We start from the raw sequence: 17,784 nt of genomic DNA, 5'->3' as shown, positions 1-17,784 counted from the left end.
TCCAAAACAATCTGAAATTAGCCAAACCGTAGAACATAATTTCCGTGCTGCACCATGCATTCACCCCGGCCACACCTGTTGGCATGGGACGGGGTGAATGCATGCTTACCTTTGTACTTACTGCTGTTTGCTGCTGTTGGAACCGCCAAAACTCTCGGTAATACGGTCCAGAATGATCGCCAGCAACACCACGGCCAGACCACTTTCGTAACCCAGGCCGACATCCAGACGCTGAATGGACGCCAGCACATCGTTACCCAAACCGCCGGCACCCACCATCGAGGCGATAATCACCATCGACAAGGCCATCATGATGGTCTGGTTAACACCTGTCATGATGGCAGGCAAGGCGGTTGGCAACTGTACCTTGTACAGCAGCTGGAACGGTGTACAGCCAAAGGCATGACCCGCTTCGACCAGCTCCTTGTTCACCTGGCGAATACCCAGGTTGGTCAGGCGGACGGCTGGCGGCATGGCAAATACCACGGTCGCCAGAATCCCTGGTACACGACCCAGGCCGAAGAACATCGCGGCCGGAATCAGGTACACAAACGCTGGCATGGTTTGCGAGAAGTCCAGAATCGGCCGGACGATCTGGTTGACCCGGTTGCGCTTGGCACACCAGATACCCAGCGGCACGCCCAGTAACAGGCTAAGCACCGTAGACGAAACCGTGAGCGCCAGCGTGACGATGGTTTGCTCCCAGAAGCCCGTTACGACAATCAGTCCGAAAGACAAAAAGACAAAGGTGGCAAACTTCCAGCCCAGACGCCAGAAGCCGATACCGATGAACAAGGCCATCATCGCCCAGACCGGAATCACCAACAGGCCGTGTTCAATGCCTTCGGCAAACAAGTCTACCGACTTGCCGATGGCATCGAATGCCTTGGAGTTGTGGTCCAGCAGGTATTTAACAAACTCATTGACCCAGTCACCCAGCGGGAAATAACTATGTGGGTCAGCCATAAAATTTTTCAGAAAATCAGACATGGAGGCCTCGCTGAGAAATTCTTGTAAGCACACTATAGGCAGACAGCACGCCGGTATAGTGACCATCATCATCCAGAACTGGCAACGGTGTACGCTGGCCCAGCAGTTTAGGCAGCACGTCTTGCAGAACAGAGCGATGACTGATGGAGTCAACGGTAATCAGGTTATCGATGGATACCGACTGGCCAATGCTGGCTTGGGCACGTTCGGTTGGCAACAGGCCGAGGAAGCGGTTGTCTTTGGACAGACAGACGCACCAGGCGTAGTCGTTCAGACGGCTGCTTTCAATGGTTTCACCCTGCTTGAACACCGGCACGGCGTGTGAATCCAGCATGTCTTTAGCCATCAGGTAGCGAGACGTATCCACGCTCTTGAAGAAGTCACGCACGTAATCTTCGGCCGGATTTTCCACGATCTCTTGCGGAGTACCTACCTGCACCAGACGTCCGCCCTCCATGATGGCGATACGGGTACCGATGCGCAGCGCTTCTTCCAGATCATGCGATACAAAGAAAATGGTACGGCGATGTTCGCGTTGCAGCTTCAGCAACACGTCTTGCATCTCAGAGCGTTTGAGCGGGTCAAGTGCAGAGAAGGCTTCATCCATCAGCATCAGTGACGGGTTGACGGCCAAGGCACGTGCCAGACCAACACGCTGCTGCATGCCGCCAGACAACTGGTGCGGATACTTGTGGGCAAACGCGGCCAGGCCTACTTGCTCCAGCACGGTCATGGCTTGCATTTCGCGCTGTTTCTTGGGCATGCCGGCAACTTCCAGGCCGAATGCAGCGTTGGCGATCACGGTGCGATGCGGCATCAGCGCAAAGCTCTGGAACACCATGCTCATGTCTTTGCGGCGCAAATCGACCAGCTTCTGGGGTGGCAGTTTGGCGACATCTTCACCGTCGATGATGATCTTGCCATCGGTGGGGTCCACCAGACGGTTGATCAGACGGATCAAGGTTGACTTGCCGGAGCCGGACAGGCCCATCAGCACAAAAATCTCGCCAGCACCGACTTCGAACGATACATTGTTCACGCCGACAACCTGGCCCGTTTTTTCGAAGATCTCTTCTTTTTTCTTGCCCTGCTTTAACAGGGAAACCGCATCCATCGGCTGCGGACCGAAAACCTTGTAGAGATTCTCGACAATAATCTTACTCTGCTGCATCTCCCCTCCTCGGAATCTGACAAGCCCGGGTATTAGTGCTTACCCGACCAGACAAACCCTGCCTGTGAGCCAACCAAACAATCATCAAAAAAACTTCAGTACGCTTGACAAACTGCTTCGGACAACAACTACGCGCAGCTCGCTTTGATATTCGTCAAGTGAAACAATATAAGTCTGAGTCACCTTCAAGCAATGACAGAACGACAGAAAATTTAACCCAGGCGACATTGTGGCTATTTAGTACAACTCGCCGGTCATATTGCCTGCCACGCGCCTGGAAACCGCGCCAAATCTTGATTTGTCTTCTGCCGGAACAATGTGCAACATGTTGCCTAGCCCTGGAAATGTCGTGCCAGCGGTCCTGATTTCTGCATGGCAGACATGCACAAAACAGACACGCCAGGGCAGGATAAAAAAACAGCTGCTGACCTACCAAGTATCAGCAGCTGTGATTACCCAACAACATGCACTACAAAAAAACGTATATAGCTTAACGGTCCAGCACAACATCCGTTTTAGGAATGCTGCAGCAAGGCAGAATCCAGCCCTGATCAATCTCGCGCTGACGAATGCCGCCGCCGTGCTTCATCTCTACCTCGCCTGACACCATTTTGGTCTTGCAGGTGCCGCACATGCCTTGCGCGCAAGACGAAGGGAAGCGCATGCCAGCCTCTTTGGCCGCCGCCAGAATGGTTTTAGGCGGCGTGCACGTTACCTTGAGTGGCGTTTTGGTAAACGAGATATTAAAACCACCCGTACCATCCCCTGCTGCCGGTGCTACCACCTCCGGTTCTGCAACCGGGGTAGCCGTCAGGGTTTCAAACGAGAAACTTTCTTCGTGATAATGTGCCATGTCAAAACCGAGGTTTTGCAGCACATTCTTCACGGCCGTCATGTAAGGGCCAGGGCCACAACAGAAGATTTCCCGGTCTTTAAAGTCTGCAGCGATCAGCTGCAGCATGGGCGCCGTCAGGTACCCCAGATAACCGGCATAATCCCCGTCCGCACCCGGGCGCTCGCAAATTACCGCATGCCGGAAACCCGACTGGTGCTTGGAGAATGCCTGCAGCTCGCGGGCAAAAATCACATCGGCCGGTGTTCTGGCACTGTGAATGAACACAATGTCACGGTTGCTGCTGATATCCACGTGCGCACGGCTCATGGACATCAGTGGCGTAATGCCGCTACCGGCAGACAAGTACAGGTACTTGGGTGCGTCTGGTGCAAGGGAGAACGAGCTGAACTCCCCCGCCGGGCCGAGCACGCTGACGCGATCCCCCACCTTCAGGTTGTCGTGCAGCCAGTTGGAGACCATGCCGCCCGGTACGCGCTTGACCGTAATCGACACGGCATCCGGACGGGTTGGCGTACTGGACAGTGTGTAACAACGGTTGACCGTTTCACCCTCAATTTGCAGCTCCAGTGTCAGGAACTGGCCAGGATGATAGGCAAACCGACGCGGTTCCGAACTACGGAACACAAAGGTTTTCACATCGTGGGTTTCCTGGCGGATGCCCACACAGACCACGGTATCATCCACACCCGCTTTCCATTGTTTGGCGGCGGGTTTACTGAAATCGGGCAAAGTCAAAGTTGTCATGGTTAGTCACCCAGCAGTTCTGTCAGGCGGTTAACGTACCAGTTAGAGAACTTCTCCACCAGTGTTTCGGTGTAAGGAGAGTATGGGCCTGGCAGATATTCCGGGCTCATGCTGCCTTTTTGCGATTCTTCTACCAGGAAACGGTCCTGAGAGTTGGTTGCGTTCCAGACGGCGGTCAGGTTCTCGATGTCGTAATCTACACCTTCTACCGCATCCTTGTTCACCAGCCATTTGGTGCGGACCAGGGTTTTATCAGGACCTAGCGGAATCACGCTGAAGGTCACGATATGGTCAGCCATGAAATGGTGCCAGCTGTTTGGCTGGGTCCAGAAGGACAGACCGCCAATGGCCGGATCCGCAAAGTCTGCCAGCAGCTTCTTGCAGGCAACCTGGGTATTCATGGTTTGCGACTGGCCTTCTTTGTCCAGTGGCATGCGCATGGTGCGGAAACCGCTGATGGTAGAGTCCAGGCAATCGACTTCTGCCGAAGGCAGGCCACAAGACTCCCACTTGGCGTGGCGTTCTTTGACCATTTCTTCGTACTGGCGAACACCTTCATCGGTATCTTCGCTTGGCGCAAAGCCGTAACTGTAAGCATATAGGGAGATGGTCAGCTCTGGATGGTTACCGGTACAGTGGTAGCACTCGCGGTTGTTTTCCATCGTCAGTTTCCAGTTGCCCTCTTCGATGATGTCGATCTGGGTGGCAATCTTGGTATTGGCGATGTTATGCGGCGCGATGTACGGGGTCATGGTGTCGACCAGATGCTGGAAATCTTCTGGCGGATTTTCTGCCAGGCAGATAAACAGCAAGCCGGCGACATTTTTCAGGTGCACAGGGGCCAGACGGTGTTTTGACGGATCAAAATCATCGCCCATGTGTTCTGCAAACAGCAGCTTGCCTTCCAGGTTGTAAGTCCACTGGTGGTAAGGACACACCAGGTTACCGGTGCTGCCCTTGTCATGCGTACAGACGCGTGAACCACGGTGACGGCAGACGTTGTGGAAAGCACGGATCTGGTTGTCATCATCACGAATGATCAGGATTGGCTGCTTGCCAATCTGGATGGTCATGTAGTCACCGGCTTCCGGCACATCAGGCTCTACACCAACGTAGATCCAGTGTTTGCCGAAAATCTGCTCCATGTCAGTTTCAAACACTTCCTGACTGTTATAAAACGGGGCCTCGAGGCTGTAACCCTTTTTACGGCGGGCCAGCAATTCACGCAGGTTGATAGGTGCCTGACTCATGTGCGGTGTCTCCTAAACGTGGCAGCAATCAAAAATCAATGAGACGATGTTCGCGCAGGTAGTCCAGAACAACTTGCGCTTTTGCGACCGCATCACCTGTTTTCACGACCTGACCGCCAGTTTTGCCGTCATCACTGGCAATGGCGCCCAGCATACGGGCATGACCACTCTGTTTGAGCTTGGCTTTTAGGGGCAACGGGCGGCGTGTTGCGGCCTCGTATTGCCAGAAAGAGGCCACTTTACCGGTTGAACCGGTGCGGCTATGCAGCAGCTTACCCTGTTTGGCACGGGCAAAGGCATACTGGACCGATACCGGCGCACGCGGATGAACCGCGATAATGGCAGGTAAAGTAACTTCTACCTGCCGGCGCAGGCCTTTGGGCATGAATTGCGTCACCCGGGCCGTCTTGCCGGAAAGCTGGATCTCCAGTGCATCCGGCACCAGCGGCAAATCCAGCAAAGCCGCCAGCTGATAGGGCAGCAAGCCGCTGGCTTCGCCACCATCGGCACGACCGCCCAGCAAAATCAGGTCTTGCGATGCCAGGGCACTGGCCAGCACGCTGGCCGTATCGGCAACGTTGCCACCCAGTACTTCAATCTCGCCGGCGCCCAGGCCCAGATAGCCATCCAGCGAAGCATCGCTGGGCGTCCCTGCGGTCAGCACCCTTAGCTTGCCGCCCGTATCCTGCCCCAGTGCCAGGGCAGCAATATCTGCCTGTGCGGGACGAGGCCGTCCGCTAACCGGGTGGAAGCCCGGTGTGACCAGTACGGCAACTTTTACATTCGTACTCATTGCGGTTACTCCTTGCCTTTGGCCGCTTTGGCATCGTTGACCAGTTTCAGCAGGGCTTTCATGAAAGCGGTACTGTCTTCAATCAGGGTCAGATTGGCCCGTTTCACAATCGGGGCGCTTTCATCCAGGTTCACCGCAATCACATGACGGCAATCCTTGATGCCTTGCAAATGCTGGACCGCGCCGGAAATACCGATGGCCATGTACATGCTGGACTGCACCGTTTTACCGGTTGCCCCCACCTGCTTGGGTCGCGGGAAGCGACCGTCATCCACGGCCACGCGGGACGCACCGGTTGCGGCGCCCAGCGCATCGGCCAAGGCCTTGAAGGTATCCATGTCGCGCATGCCGTTACCGGCAGAAACAATGGCGTCGGCTTCTTCCAGAGCCACGTTCTCTGGCGCGCTGGCCGCCACTCCAAGGTCTTTGATTTTTTCACTGACCGTTGGCAGTGCGGGCGCATCAGCTACCTCACCCTTGCCGACAAACGGCAGCGTGGTATCCGCGGCGTTTCTGGCCAGCAGCACCACATCCGTCAGGGCGGCCACGGCAAACTGGTTGCCCGGAATCCAGCGGCGCACTTGCTTATCGTTCAGTTCGACCACATCGGTCGCCACTGTTTTACCCATACGGGTGGCAAAACGGCGTCCGGCTTCTGCATCTGCACCGCGGTCCGGCATAAAGAGCCGCACCGGGGCATACTGCTCCCACAGTGCTTTCATGGCGGCCTGTGTCGCTTCTGGCGAGTAACGGCTGACATCCAGCGAAGGCAATACCACGACACGGTCTGCCCCCAGTACGGCCAGGTCATCGTTACAGGTACCCAGCACGGCCACCACCACGGCGGTGTCCGGGCCAGACAACAGGCACGCACCAGCAATACTCTGCTTGGCATGCTCATCCAGCGCGCCACGGTCACTGTGTACGACTACCAGTGTATTTCTGGTTGTCACGGCAGTGGTACGGAACGGTTTCTTACCTTCATCGTGACCCGCTACCTGCATCGGGTCACGCATACCGGTTTCTGCGCCCAGAATAATTCGCTTGAGTCCGCTTGGCCCGATGATGTACGGACGGCGCGGATCAATGCGAGGAATGGAATGCATCTCTTGCATGCTTATGTCCCTCAGTCAGCCAGTCGCTCTGCGACCAGTTCAGCCAGTTCCACCACGTCCGGACGGTCCCCCACGACACCTTCAAGCATGGCCGTGCAGTTCGGACAGGCAACGGCTACCTTGCTGGCGCCAGTGGCTTTCACGTCCTGCATCCGCATATCGGAAATACGTGCCTCACCCGGAATATCGGTAAACGCAGAGCCTCCGCCCCAACCGCAGCAGCGTGCCTTCATGCCGGAGCGTTCCATTTCGACCACCTTGATGCCAATGCCTTTCAGGACATTGCGCGGTGCATCGGTTTCACCGTTGTAACGGCCCAGATAGCACGGGTCATGGTAGGTAAAGTCTGGCGTCGCAGCGACCGGCGCTTTCAGGCGCACACGGTTACCCTTCATCAGGTCCTGAATCACCTGGCTGTGGTGATGCACGTCAAACTGGCCACCAAATGCCGGATATTCATTTTTCAGACAATGGAACACGTGCGGATCAGGCGTCACGATATGTTTGAACTTCATGCCTTTGAGCAGGCCGATGTTTTCCTTGGCCAGACGCTGGAAGGTGGCTTCATCCCCCAGACGACGTGCCAGGTCACCGCAATCGCGCTCGGCAGCACCCAGTACGGCAAACTTCACACCAGCGTGTTTCAGTACCTTGACCAGTGCACGCAGGGCACGCTGGTAACGCATGTCGAAGGCACCTTCACCGGCAATCAGCAGCCAGTCGGTCTGTTCACCCGCTTTCAAAACGGGTACATCCATATCAATAGACCAGTTGTAACGCACGTCCACCGGATAACCGCCGACGGTATCGGTGGTACGCAGGTTTTCCAGCGCCTCGGCACCTTTGTTGGGTACGTTACCGGTGGTCAGGGTGATGTTGCGACGCAGGTTGACGATGGTGTCCACATGTTCGATCAGCATCGGGCACTCTTGCACACAGGCACGGCAAGTGGTGCATGACCATAGCGTGTCTGGGTCTACCAGGCCGGAGACAATCGGCTGGTCTGGCGCGCCACTGTGCTGACCCACCGGCTTGCCCGGGTATGGACTACCGGCAAAGCTGGCATCGCTGCCACCCACCATGCCGACTACCATGTCCTGAATCAGTTTTTTCGGGTTAAGCGACTGACCCGCTGCAAATGCAGGGCAGGCTGCCTCGCATTTGCCGCACTGTACACAGGCGTCGAATGACAGCAGGCGGTTCCAGGCAAAATCGGATGGCTTGGCCACACCAAAATCACCCTTGTCCAGATCCAGCGGTTTCAGATCGGTAGACAATTTGCCGGCAAAACGGTCCTGACGCGGATGGAATGCCAGATGCAGCAAACCGGCAACCGCGTGCTTCATCGGACCACCCGCACCAATGCCACGAGCAAACTCGATGGCGCCCGCCAGTACCCCCAGCAATGCCAGTACGGCAATGATGTAGGCAGAAGCGGCTGCATGGGTCACCATCAGCACGGCCATACCGACCGAGAACGCAATCAGGTTTAACGGCAGGCGATTCCAGGCCCCTTTAGACAAACGGGCCGGGGCGTTGCGGCGACGGTGCCATACAGCCACCGACCCCGCCAGCATCACCAGTGAGAAGAAAAGAATCACGTAGTCGAGCCAGGTCTGATATAGCATCAGACCGTAGTTCAGTGCTACCAGTCCCAGCACGGCAACCGCCCCCCCGGCAGTTGCCACGTGTACCCTGGCAATAAATGGCTCGCGTGCCACTACGTGATGTAAATCGACAAAATAGCGCTTTGGGACTGCCAGCAAAGCAGACCATGCAAATGGTGCTGCCCTGCCCTGTCGCCACAAGGCCGAGCGGCGGACGAGACCGCCAATCAGCACAAGTATGGTCAGCCAGAAGAGTCCTGTCAACGCATGAGCAAGAGATGTGCCCATATTAGAAGTCCTTAACCAGCCTCAGTGCGTCGTAGATCGCACCATGGATGTTGTGCATAGAAATGCAATCGCCCACCCGGAACAACAGGAAGCGCCCATTACCCAGTGATTCAGTCAGTGATGGCTGAGGCTTGGATGCAAACAGGGTATGAACATCGGTCTGGCCTTTGTTGACCGACTGATCTTTCAGTTCCCAGTACAAGCCGTCATTCGGGGTAATCCCGTTTTCGATCACGACCTGGTCCACTGCGCGCTCTTCCAGCGCCTCGGTGTACTCGTTGCGCAGCACGGCGATTTTCTTGCCGTCTTCTTCGTACACGCGGTCCAGCCAGTAGTTAGGTGTCGGGATGATGCCGTTGGCGTACATGCGACGATAGAAGATCGGGAACGTGGTACCACCAGTGTCATCACCCACCTTGACGTCAGGCGTGACGATCTCGACCTTGCTGCCGCGGTTGGCCATGAAGTCCGCCACGCCAAAACCGGCATGCGCACTCATGGAGTCATAGACCAGTACATTCTCGGCGGGTGCTACCTTGCCAGACAGGATATCCCAGCCGGTCACGGCCAGACCTTCTGCCACCCCCCAGCCAGCGACCTGTTCAGAGAACGGACGGCCACCGGTGGCCAGTACCACGATGTCTGGCTGTTCGGCCAGAATCATCTCTTTGGTAGCAGCTACACCCAGACGACGATCGACGCCTAGGCGTTTGGTTTCCATGTCGAACCAGCGGATGATACCTGCCATCTGTTCGCGTTGTGGTGCCTTGGCCGCCAGATTGACCTGACCACCGACCTGGTCGTTCTTCTCGAACAACACCACGTCATGACCACGTTCACGGGCGACACGAGCGGCTTCCAGACCGGCTGGACCACCGCCGACCACCACCACTTTGCGCTTCAACGGGGCTTTTTCGAACACGTGCGGCATGGTGGCTTCACGGCTGGTGGCCGCGTTTTGCACACACAACACGTCCTGACCGTGATACTGACGGTCAATACAATAGTTTGCACCCACACACTGCTTGATCTGGTCTTCACGACCATCACGAATCTTGGTGACCAGATACGGATCGGCAATGTGCGCACGGGTCATACCTACCATGTCGACCATGCCGCTGGCCAGAATCCGCTCGGCCTGGTTAGGGTCGCGAATACTCTGGGCGTGCATGACCGGCACTTTGGACACGGACTTGATGCCGGCAGCCAGGTGCACAAACGGCTCTGGTGGCAAGGCCATTGGCGGCATGCAGTTTGCTAGCGTGTTGTGCGTATCTGCACCAGAACCCACGACGGACAGATAGTCGATCAAACCGCTTTCGGACATGGCCTGGGCGATTTCTTTCAGCATTTCATGAGACAAGCCGTCTTCATGGAATTCGTCACCGCACATACGCAGGCCGACACAGAAATCTGCGCCAACTTCTTCGCGTACGGCTTTCAGGACTTCCACGCCAAAGCGCATGCGGTTTTCCAGGCTGCCGCCCCATTCATCGGTACGGAAGTTGGTACGCGGGCTCCAGAACTGGTCGATCAGATGCTGGTGAGCCGCAGAAATCTCGATGCCATCGAGGCCAGATGCCTTGACCCGGCGTGCAGCCTGGGCAAAGTCGGCGATGATGCGACGGATTTCTTCGGTTTCGATGGTTTTTGCGTTACCCCGGTGCACAGGCTCGCGAATACCGGAAGGGCTGACCAGATGTGGCCAGTGTTCGCCATAGTAGCTGGAGCGGCGACCCATATGGGTAGCCTGGATCATGATCTTGGCACCGTGGCGATGCATGGCTTCGGCCAGACGGTTCAGCGGATCAATGATGTCATCGGTCGACAGGTTGACCGACTTCCACCAGCTTTGCGGGCTGTCGATGGACACCGGGCTGGAACCACCACAGATGGCCAGACCGAGACCGCCCTTGGCTTTCTCTTCGTAGTAACGGATGTAGCGGTCACCAGGCAAACCGCCTGGTTCTGCGTACACTTCGGCGTGCGCCGTACTCACCACCCGGTTACGGATGGTGAGTTTATTTAGCGTAATGGGCGCAAATAGATTTGGATAACGCATGGCCTACCTCGTTATTTCGGCTCAACGGTAAATACACAGTGATCAAACCCTTCACCGGCACATTGGGTTTCGGTACTCACCGTACGGTAATCACGACCGGTATGTTCACCCACCCAGTCCATGGCACCGGCAAACCAGCCTGCAAACATATAGCACGCTTTGTTGTCGGTTTTAGGAATGCCGGCAACGCCCTGAGCCAGTACAAAGGCAGAGTTGTCCAGACGGATATGTGCATGACCGGTTTCTTCATTGGCATCGATGAAAGAGAACTGGCCCCAGCCGCGTTGTGACAAGCGGTTCAGATAGTGTTCAAACACTGGCATGCCTTGCAGGCCGTGGGTTTTGGATTCGCTGTCACACCAGAAATAAGCAGAGCGGTAGCCGGCATCGTAAAGAATCTGGGCGTATTCGTCCTGGCCCAGTACGGTTTCGACGGCACGGTGATTGTTGACAAAGAAATGTCTTGGCACATAGAGCATCGGCAAGCCGTTGGTGGACCAAACACCGGTTTGTGGATCTACATCGATAGGCACTTGTGGTTGCATGTCTCGCTCCCCTGGCAGTTGCAAAAAAGTATCCGCATAACAAATGCGAACTTCATTCAGATGCATGCATGTTGCCGGACAAGCGCCGCTGGCAATACCGCTTTGGCGACAGTTTTTTGCCGCGCGACGACCATTCGTCGTTTATTGGCATTTTCCGGACGATTGGCCGGTTTTTTGATCCAGGTTAAATTTGGCCAAAGTTTGATCAAAATTCGTGACATGCCATCACAAGGCAGATATACGCAGGTAAGATGGGCCGAAAAAAACAATCCCCAAGAAAAATCACACAGACCCATGATGGAGCTGATTTGCAAACCCAATGGACCTCCCCCCTCCTGAGAAAGAGCGTGCCATTCTGGCTTCTATTGATGGCATTACTGATGATACTGGCTGGTGTCAGCAGATCGATGTTCACATCAGGCGCCGGCAGCATGAGCTACATCCTGATTCTGGGCGGCACGCTGCTGGTCATTTATAGCGTTCGCATGCTGGATCGGCACATGCGTGCATCGCTATCGCATATTGTGGATACGTTTACCGCCGTCAAGAACGGCAATATCCGGCAAAACCAGATTTCCACGCCATTTGTGGCACAGGAACAATTAGCCAAACTCAACGAGCTGCTGCGTTCGTTCAGCCTCTCGGAACAGCATTACCAAGCCCTGTTTGGCGCAACGGTAGATGGCGTGATGATTGTCGACGAGCGCATGAATATCGTACTGGCCAATCAGGCTGTCAGTCAGTTGTTTGGCTATACGACACAAGAGCTGACCGGTTCCAGCATCAACATGTTGCTACCGGATCACATCAAGAACAGCCACGACCATCTCGCCAGCTCGTTCATGAAACATCCGGCACACAAACCCATGGGCCATCGCCCCATCCTGGAAGGCAAGCACAAGTGCGGCGAGCACGTCCCCATTGAGATCTCTCTTAATCCGATGCCTGGCACCACCGATAAACAGGTTGCCGTCATCATCCGAGACGCCCGGTTGCGCTTTCAGTACCAGAGCAAGATTCAGCACCTGCTGCAGTTTGACACCCTCACCGAACTTCCTAACCGGCGTCTGTTTGAAGACCGGCTGGTACAAGCCATTGCCCGCGCCAGCAACAACAACCATCAGGTGCACCTGATCTTGCTGGGGATTGACGGTTTCAAGACCGTCAATGATGTACTCGGTCACGCAACCGGTGACCGTATCCTCAGTACACTGGCCAAGCGCCTGAGCGAAAATCTGGGCGAGCACCGGACCATCGCCCGTATTGGCGGAGACGAATTCGCCATCATCGCGGACGAACCGTATTCACCCCACGTCATACCGGTATTGATCGACCGGGTACAGCATGGCATCAAGACGCCTTTCCGCGACGGAGACCAGACCATCAAGCTGACCGGCACCATCGGCGTCGCCACATATCCGGACGATGCCGACAGCGCAGACGTGCTGTTAAAGCATGCAGACATAGCCTTGCTGCAAGCCAAGCAATCCGGCCGCGGCAAACTGAACTTCTATAATAGTGACCTGATTCCGGAAGTGAAGGAGCGCCTGGAAATCGACAATCAGCTACGGCAGGCGCTTACCCGCGCCGAATTCAAGGTGCACTATCAGCCGATTGTCGAACTGAAAACTGCCAATATCGTCAGCGCCGAGGCGCTGCTGCGCTGGACCAACGAAAAACTGGGGCCGGTATCGCCAGACCGCTTCATTCCGGTCGCCGAAAGCAGCGGCATGATCCACGAACTGGACCACTGGACACGCCGGATGGCATTTAGCCACGTCCAGTGCTGGAACGAGATGCACAAACCCATCTCGATTGCGGTCAACCTGTCTGCCGTTGATTTTGAGCAGGAAACCCTGGCTGGTGACATCATCCAGTTATTGAATGAAAGCGGGCTGAACCCGGCCAGTGTCTCTCTGGAAATTACCGAGAGCATGCTGATGAAAGACCCGGCTCAGGCCAGCGAGACCCTAAGGCAGCTAAGGGCGCACGGGGTACATATTGCGATCGACGATTTCGGGACAGGGTACTCGTGCCTGGCACACCTGCAAAAACTGCCGGTTACCCGGCTAAAAATCGACCGGGCCTTTGTGGCTGGCATGCTCAAAGAGCAAAACGCCCGCAAGATCGTAGAAGCCATCATCAAGCTGGCACAAACCCTGGGACTGGAAGTGGTGGCCGAAGGGATAGAGACCGAGGCCCAGCGCCAGGCGCTGATCGAAATGGGTTGCGTGCTGGGACAGGGATTCCTGTTTTATGCCGCCATGCCGCCTGAGCAACTCAGCGAGCTGATCGCCTATCAGGCTGGCGCCATCATGAAATAAACCGGTGCCCCCTGCTGCACAGCAGACAGGGCTCGATGCCATCATCAGCACCATAAAAAACGCCGCGGTTCATTCAAGAACCGCGGCGTTTTCATTCTGCTAAAACGTCAGCTTATTTCAGCCATTCGCCAACACGTGCCTGATGCTCTGCAACCCATTTTTCGGCAGCAGGAGCAGGTTTGGCACCATTTTCAACCGCCAGCATCACGCCACCGATTTCAGGACCATTCCAGGAGAATTTCTTCAGGAAAGCAGCTACATCTGGTGCTTTAGTAGCCAGACCAGGGTTAGCCACCGTATCTACGTGCTCTTCTTCACCAAATACTTTCTTTGGATCTTCCAGGAATTTCAGTTTCCACTTGGCAAACATCCAGTGCGGAATCCAGCCGGTCACCGCAATGGCTTTGTTTTCCTTGATGGAACGTGCCAGTTCTGACGCCATGCCTGGACCAGAGCTTGGCAACAGTTTCAGGCTAAGACCATAAGCCTTGATCGCTTCTTCGGTGTGCTTCATCACGCCAGCACCGGCATCAATACCCACGATGCGGCCATCAAATGCAGCTTTCTGGCCTTCCAGATCACCAATGGTTTTTGCCGTTACGTACGCTGGCACAATCAGACCGATCTTGGCACCTGCGTAGTTGGTACCCAGAATCGTTACCTTGTCTTTGTACTGCTTGTAGTACGCTTCGTGCGTACCAGGCAGCCAGGCAGACAGTGTGACATCCAGATCGCCGCGAGCAACGCCGCCCCACATGATACCGGCAGCAACCGGCACCAGTTTGACCGGGTAGCCCAGCTTGGTACGGATAATGGTAGCGGCCACGTTAGTGGTTGCCACGCTATCAGACCAGCCTTCTACGTAACCGATTTTGATTTCTGGCTTGTCGGCCGCAAATGCGACACCAGAACCCAATACAGCCAGAGCAATCGTACTTAAACCAAACAATCTGCGCATCTTGTTCATCTTAAAATCTCTCCTGATTAAGACTACAACGAGTGGTAACTACGAACATAAAACTACTTTGATATTTTGGATGGTGCTTAGATGCACTTCTCGGTAAACATTGTCTGGTAATACGCTACTTATAGGCTTAATTTAGTTACATTTAACAGAAGTTACAATAGTATCGACGAACTTATTACATATTTTAAACAAAATTCTACATATTATTTTGCAAAAAAATGGTCGCCCCATCGGGGCGACCCATAAAGGAGCGTATTAACTGCCCCAGACATCCTTGAAGGTACGGAGCCAGTTCTCGCCCAGCACCTTTCTGATCTTGCGTTCGCCCCAGCCTGCTTTTTCCATGGCAATGGCGAGGTTTGGCGTTTCGCCAATGGTCTCGATGCCTTCCGGGTTTTTGATCTTGCCAAAGCTGGTCAGACGGCGGTAACGGCCTTTGTCGTGTGTCAACCAGTCAAAGAAGCCTTTGTCGTAACCCTGGGTAAAGTCGGTACCAAAACCGACACAGTCTTCACCCACGATATTGATGATGTAATCCATGGCTTCCACGTAGTCATCAATCGTTGCCTCGATACCGCGCTTGAGGAACGGAGGGAACATGGTCACGCCGATGAAACCACCGTGATCAGCAATGAACTTCAGTTCTTCATCGCTCTTGTTGCGAGGATGCTCTTTCAGGCCCAGTGGTGCGCAATGCGAGTAGCACACAGGCTTTTTGGATTCCAGAATGGCCTCTTCAGAAGTTTTGCTGCCCACGTGTGACAAATCCACCATCATGCCCACACGGTTCATCTCGGCAATCACTTCGCGGCCATAACCGGACAAACCGCCGTCACGCTCGTAACAGCCGGTGCCGATCAGGTTCTGTGTGTTGTAACACAGCTGGGAAACGCGCACGCCCATGTCCCAGAAAGCTTCGATATAACCGAGGTTGTCTTCAAACGCATGAGAATTCTGGAAACCGAGGATAATGCCAGTCTTGTTGGCTTGTTTGGATTCCAGGATGTCATCGGTACTGCGCACCAGTGTCAGCAGGTCGGAGTTCTCGCCAATCATCTTTTTCATGTTGGCAATATTGTTGACCGTACCCTGGAAACCATCCCAGACCGAGACGGTACAGTTGGCAGCAGTCAAACCGCCGCGGCGCATGTCTTCAAAGACTTCACGACCCCATTTGGCGATGATCAGACCATCAATGACAATACTGCTCTCAAATACGTTTGACATGCATTCATCTCCTTAACAGATGCGACGGGTCAAAACACCATCGCCTGTATGACACAAAAAATCGGTTGACCTAACTGTCGTTTAAAACCGGCTTGGCAACCATCGTTTGTGCGACATGAAAAACTGTTAATTCGACGTATACACCGGAAAGCGACGACAAAGCAGAGCAACTTCGTCCCGGACGCGGCGTTCGGTATCCGCATGGCCTTGAGACTGGATCTGCAAACCGGCCAGCACCGCCAGCACCAATTCACCAATCCGCTGGAATTCGACCACGCCAAACCCCCGGCTGGTGCCGGATGGCGTCCCCAGACGAATGCCAGAAGCAATGGTCGGTGGTGCCGTATCAAACGGAATCCCGTTCTTGTTGCAGGTGATTCCGACCCGCTCCAGCGCCACCTCCGCCTGATTGCCCCACAAGCCTTTGGGACGCAGGTCTACCAGCAGCAGATGGTTATCGGTCCCTTGGGTGACCAGATCCACGCCGCCTTCTTTCAGCACTGCGCCAATCGCCTGGGCATTTTCCAGCACGGACCGCGCATAGTGGCGAAAAGCCGGTTGCGAGGCTTCGGCAAATGCAACAGCCTTACCGGCAATCACATGCATCATCGGCCCGCCCTGAATACCGGGAAACACGGCCGCATTGATCTGGCGGGCAATGTCTTCGTCGTTAGATAAAATGAAACCGCCGCGCGGACCGCGCAGCGTTTGATGAGAGGCAGATGTCACCACATGGGCGTACGGCACCGGGCTATCGTGCAAGCCCGCAGCGACCAGCCCGGCGATATGGGCCATGTCGACCATTAGATAAGCCCCAACCGCATCTGCAATGGCACGGAACCTGGCCCAGTCGATACGGCGCGGGTAAGCCGAGTAACCGGCAATGATCAGCCGCGGTTTGTGCTGCCCGGCCAGTCGCTCGACCTCATCGTAGTCGATTTCGCAGGTATCTTGACGCACACCGTAATGCACGGCATGAAACCACTTGCCCGATAGCGTGACGCGAGCGCCGTGCGTCAGGTGGCCACCCGCCTCGAGCGACATCCCCAATACGGTATCGCCCGGCTGCAGCAAGGCCAGCATCACGGCACTGTTGGCTTGTGCCCCGGAATGGGGCTGGACATTGGCAAAGCGGCAATCAAACAAGGCTTTGGCCCGCTCGATCGCCAGTTGTTCTATTTCGTCTGCAAAGCGGCAACCAGCGTAATAGCGGCGCCCCGGATAACCCTCGGCATACTTGTTGGCAATGACCGATGCCTGTGCCTCGATCACCGCTCTGGATACCAGGTTTTCCGACGCGATCAGTCCGATCTGGTCCGACTGACGCCCCGATTCCTGCAATAACAAATCCGCAATGACAGGGTCACTGTGTGTCAAATCCGTCTGAAAAAATGCTTCCACTTCCGTTAATGACACCGCAATGACCCTTTACAACATAAACGACACTTACTCAGCGGCAGCCAACCCGAGCTCGGACGACACCGCACATACCCCAAACCCGTACGGACGCGATACCCGCTCCAGAATCCGCCACACGTAATCCGCAAAGCTTCTCCGGAAGATCACAAAGCATCCCTTGTCGTCATGACGGTACACCGTCACGTTGATCTTGGTCAGCACGGTACTGATCGCCTGACCCGGTGCAATGCTCTCGAAGTCGTACACCCCCAGGTGACGCAGCGCCGTGACGTGCTCCTTGCCGGTCAGGTAGGCCATGGTGTAGCCACCGGAGTTGTCGGCAACCTGCACGTGCTGGCCTTTCAGGGCTTCTTCCAGCGCGTTGATCAGCGCGGTGTTGCCACCTTTCGGGCCGGTAATCAGCCATTCGTCCGGCGACAGCCAGAT

At 55.4% G+C, this 17,784-nt stretch carries 14 protein-coding genes; 1 reads left to right on the top strand and 13 read right to left on the bottom strand.

What is annotated here, in order from left to right; translation table 11 throughout:
* Positions 1-117: 117 nt before the first annotated feature.
* The 9 genes from F552_RS0102235 to F552_RS0102195 all read right to left on the bottom strand — a co-directional run bounded on the left by F552_RS0102235 (position 118) and on the right by F552_RS0102195 (position 11,421).
* Positions 118-966 carry an ABC transporter permease gene (locus tag F552_RS0102235; RefSeq protein WP_051078245.1) on the bottom strand — a complete coding sequence of 283 codons (849 nt, stop codon included), beginning with the start codon at positions 964-966 and terminating at the stop codon, positions 118-120.
* Positions 967-982: 16 nt separating this feature from the next.
* Positions 983-2,161 carry a quaternary amine ABC transporter ATP-binding protein gene (locus F552_RS0102230; RefSeq protein WP_018150085.1) on the bottom strand — a complete coding sequence of 393 codons (1,179 nt, stop codon included), beginning with the start codon at positions 2,159-2,161 and terminating at the stop codon, positions 983-985.
* A gap of 490 nt (positions 2,162-2,651) precedes the next feature.
* The gene (locus tag F552_RS0102225) at positions 2,652-3,761 is read right to left on the bottom strand and encodes an FAD-binding oxidoreductase (protein WP_018150083.1); all 1,110 of its coding nucleotides are present in this window, start codon (positions 3,759-3,761) and stop codon (positions 2,652-2,654) included.
* A gap of 2 nt (positions 3,762-3,763) precedes the next feature.
* A complete protein-coding gene (locus F552_RS0102220) occupies positions 3,764-5,011 on the bottom strand; it encodes an aromatic ring-hydroxylating oxygenase subunit alpha (RefSeq protein WP_018150082.1) in 1,248 nt (415 codons plus the stop codon).
* Between the two features lie 28 nt (positions 5,012-5,039).
* Positions 5,040-5,804: a hypothetical protein gene (locus F552_RS0102215; protein WP_018150081.1), complete on the bottom strand. Its 765-nt coding sequence runs from the start codon at positions 5,802-5,804 to the stop codon at positions 5,040-5,042.
* A gap of 5 nt (positions 5,805-5,809) precedes the next feature.
* Positions 5,810-6,919 (bottom strand): electron transfer flavoprotein subunit alpha/FixB family protein, encoded by a 1,110-nt coding sequence (locus F552_RS0102210; protein ID WP_018150080.1) that lies wholly within the window; start codon positions 6,917-6,919, stop codon positions 5,810-5,812.
* 11 nt (positions 6,920-6,930) lie between these two features.
* The gene (locus F552_RS0102205) at positions 6,931-8,814 is read right to left on the bottom strand and encodes a (Fe-S)-binding protein (protein WP_018150079.1); all 1,884 of its coding nucleotides are present in this window, start codon (positions 8,812-8,814) and stop codon (positions 6,931-6,933) included.
* Between the two features lies 1 nt (position 8,815).
* Entirely contained in the window at positions 8,816-10,876 is a 2,061-nt protein-coding gene (locus F552_RS0102200) for an NADH:flavin oxidoreductase (RefSeq protein ID WP_018150078.1), read from the bottom strand.
* 11 nt (positions 10,877-10,887) lie between these two features.
* Positions 10,888-11,421 (bottom strand): DUF5943 domain-containing protein, encoded by a 534-nt coding sequence (locus tag F552_RS0102195; protein WP_026182319.1) that lies wholly within the window; start codon positions 11,419-11,421, stop codon positions 10,888-10,890.
* 431 nt (positions 11,422-11,852) lie between these two features.
* On the opposite strand from F552_RS0102195, the gene F552_RS0102185 reads away from it, so the two are divergent.
* Positions 11,853-13,745: a putative bifunctional diguanylate cyclase/phosphodiesterase gene (locus F552_RS0102185; RefSeq protein ID WP_169333556.1), complete on the top strand. Its 1,893-nt coding sequence runs from the start codon at positions 11,853-11,855 to the stop codon at positions 13,743-13,745.
* Positions 13,746-13,857: 112 nt separating this feature from the next.
* Here the strand turns inward: F552_RS0102185 and F552_RS0102180 are convergent, their stop codons facing one another.
* The 4 genes from F552_RS0102180 to F552_RS18240 form a co-directional block, all read right to left on the bottom strand.
* Complete coding sequence (locus F552_RS0102180; RefSeq protein WP_018150074.1) at positions 13,858-14,712, bottom strand: glycine betaine ABC transporter substrate-binding protein; 855 nt, start codon at positions 14,710-14,712, stop codon at positions 13,858-13,860.
* A gap of 255 nt (positions 14,713-14,967) precedes the next feature.
* Positions 14,968-15,939, bottom strand: coding sequence for a dipeptidase (locus tag F552_RS0102175; protein WP_018150073.1), 972 nt, complete (start codon positions 15,937-15,939; stop codon positions 14,968-14,970).
* 126 nt (positions 15,940-16,065) lie between these two features.
* Entirely contained in the window at positions 16,066-17,355 is a 1,290-nt protein-coding gene (locus F552_RS0102170) for a serine hydroxymethyltransferase (protein WP_018150072.1), read from the bottom strand.
* 30 nt (positions 17,356-17,385) lie between these two features.
* Positions 17,386-17,784, bottom strand: a 399-nt coding sequence (locus F552_RS18240; protein WP_018150071.1) for a sarcosine oxidase subunit gamma, incomplete at its 5' end; no start/stop codon positions are given.

The sequence above is a fragment of the Leeia oryzae DSM 17879 genome, from assembly GCF_000376945.1.
In the GTDB taxonomy this organism is placed as follows: Bacteria; Pseudomonadota; Gammaproteobacteria; order Burkholderiales; family Leeiaceae; genus Leeia; species Leeia oryzae.
The sequence above is the reverse complement of the archived record's forward strand: the minus strand, read 5'-3'. Positions and strand labels throughout refer to the sequence as shown.

Excerpts from the sequence above, each read along its gene's own strand:
- F552_RS0102180 (WP_018150074.1), bottom strand. The coding sequence starts at position 14,712 with ATGAACAAGATGCGCAGATTGTTTGGTTTAAGTACGATTGCTCTGGCT.
- F552_RS0102195 (WP_026182319.1), bottom strand. The coding sequence starts at position 11,421 with ATGCAACCACAAGTGCCTATCGATGTAGATCCACAAACCGGTGTTTGG.
- F552_RS0102215 (WP_018150081.1), bottom strand. The coding sequence starts at position 5,804 with ATGAGTACGAATGTAAAAGTTGCCGTACTGGTCACACCGGGCTTCCAC.
- F552_RS0102200 (WP_018150078.1), bottom strand. The coding sequence starts at position 10,876 with ATGCGTTATCCAAATCTATTTGCGCCCATTACGCTAAATAAACTCACC.
- F552_RS0102225 (WP_018150083.1), bottom strand. The coding sequence starts at position 3,761 with ATGACAACTTTGACTTTGCCCGATTTCAGTAAACCCGCCGCCAAACAA.
- F552_RS0102185 (WP_169333556.1), top strand. The coding sequence starts at position 11,853 with ATGAGCTACATCCTGATTCTGGGCGGCACGCTGCTGGTCATTTATAGC.
- F552_RS0102210 (WP_018150080.1), bottom strand. The coding sequence starts at position 6,919 with ATGCAAGAGATGCATTCCATTCCTCGCATTGATCCGCGCCGTCCGTAC.
- F552_RS0102175 (WP_018150073.1), bottom strand. The coding sequence starts at position 15,939 with ATGTCAAACGTATTTGAGAGCAGTATTGTCATTGATGGTCTGATCATC.
- F552_RS0102220 (WP_018150082.1), bottom strand. The coding sequence starts at position 5,011 with ATGAGTCAGGCACCTATCAACCTGCGTGAATTGCTGGCCCGCCGTAAA.
- F552_RS0102235 (WP_051078245.1), bottom strand. The coding sequence starts at position 966 with ATGGCTGACCCACATAGTTATTTCCCGCTGGGTGACTGGGTCAATGAG.
- F552_RS0102205 (WP_018150079.1), bottom strand. The coding sequence starts at position 8,814 with ATGGGCACATCTCTTGCTCATGCGTTGACAGGACTCTTCTGGCTGACC.
- F552_RS0102230 (WP_018150085.1), bottom strand. The coding sequence starts at position 2,161 with ATGCAGCAGAGTAAGATTATTGTCGAGAATCTCTACAAGGTTTTCGGT.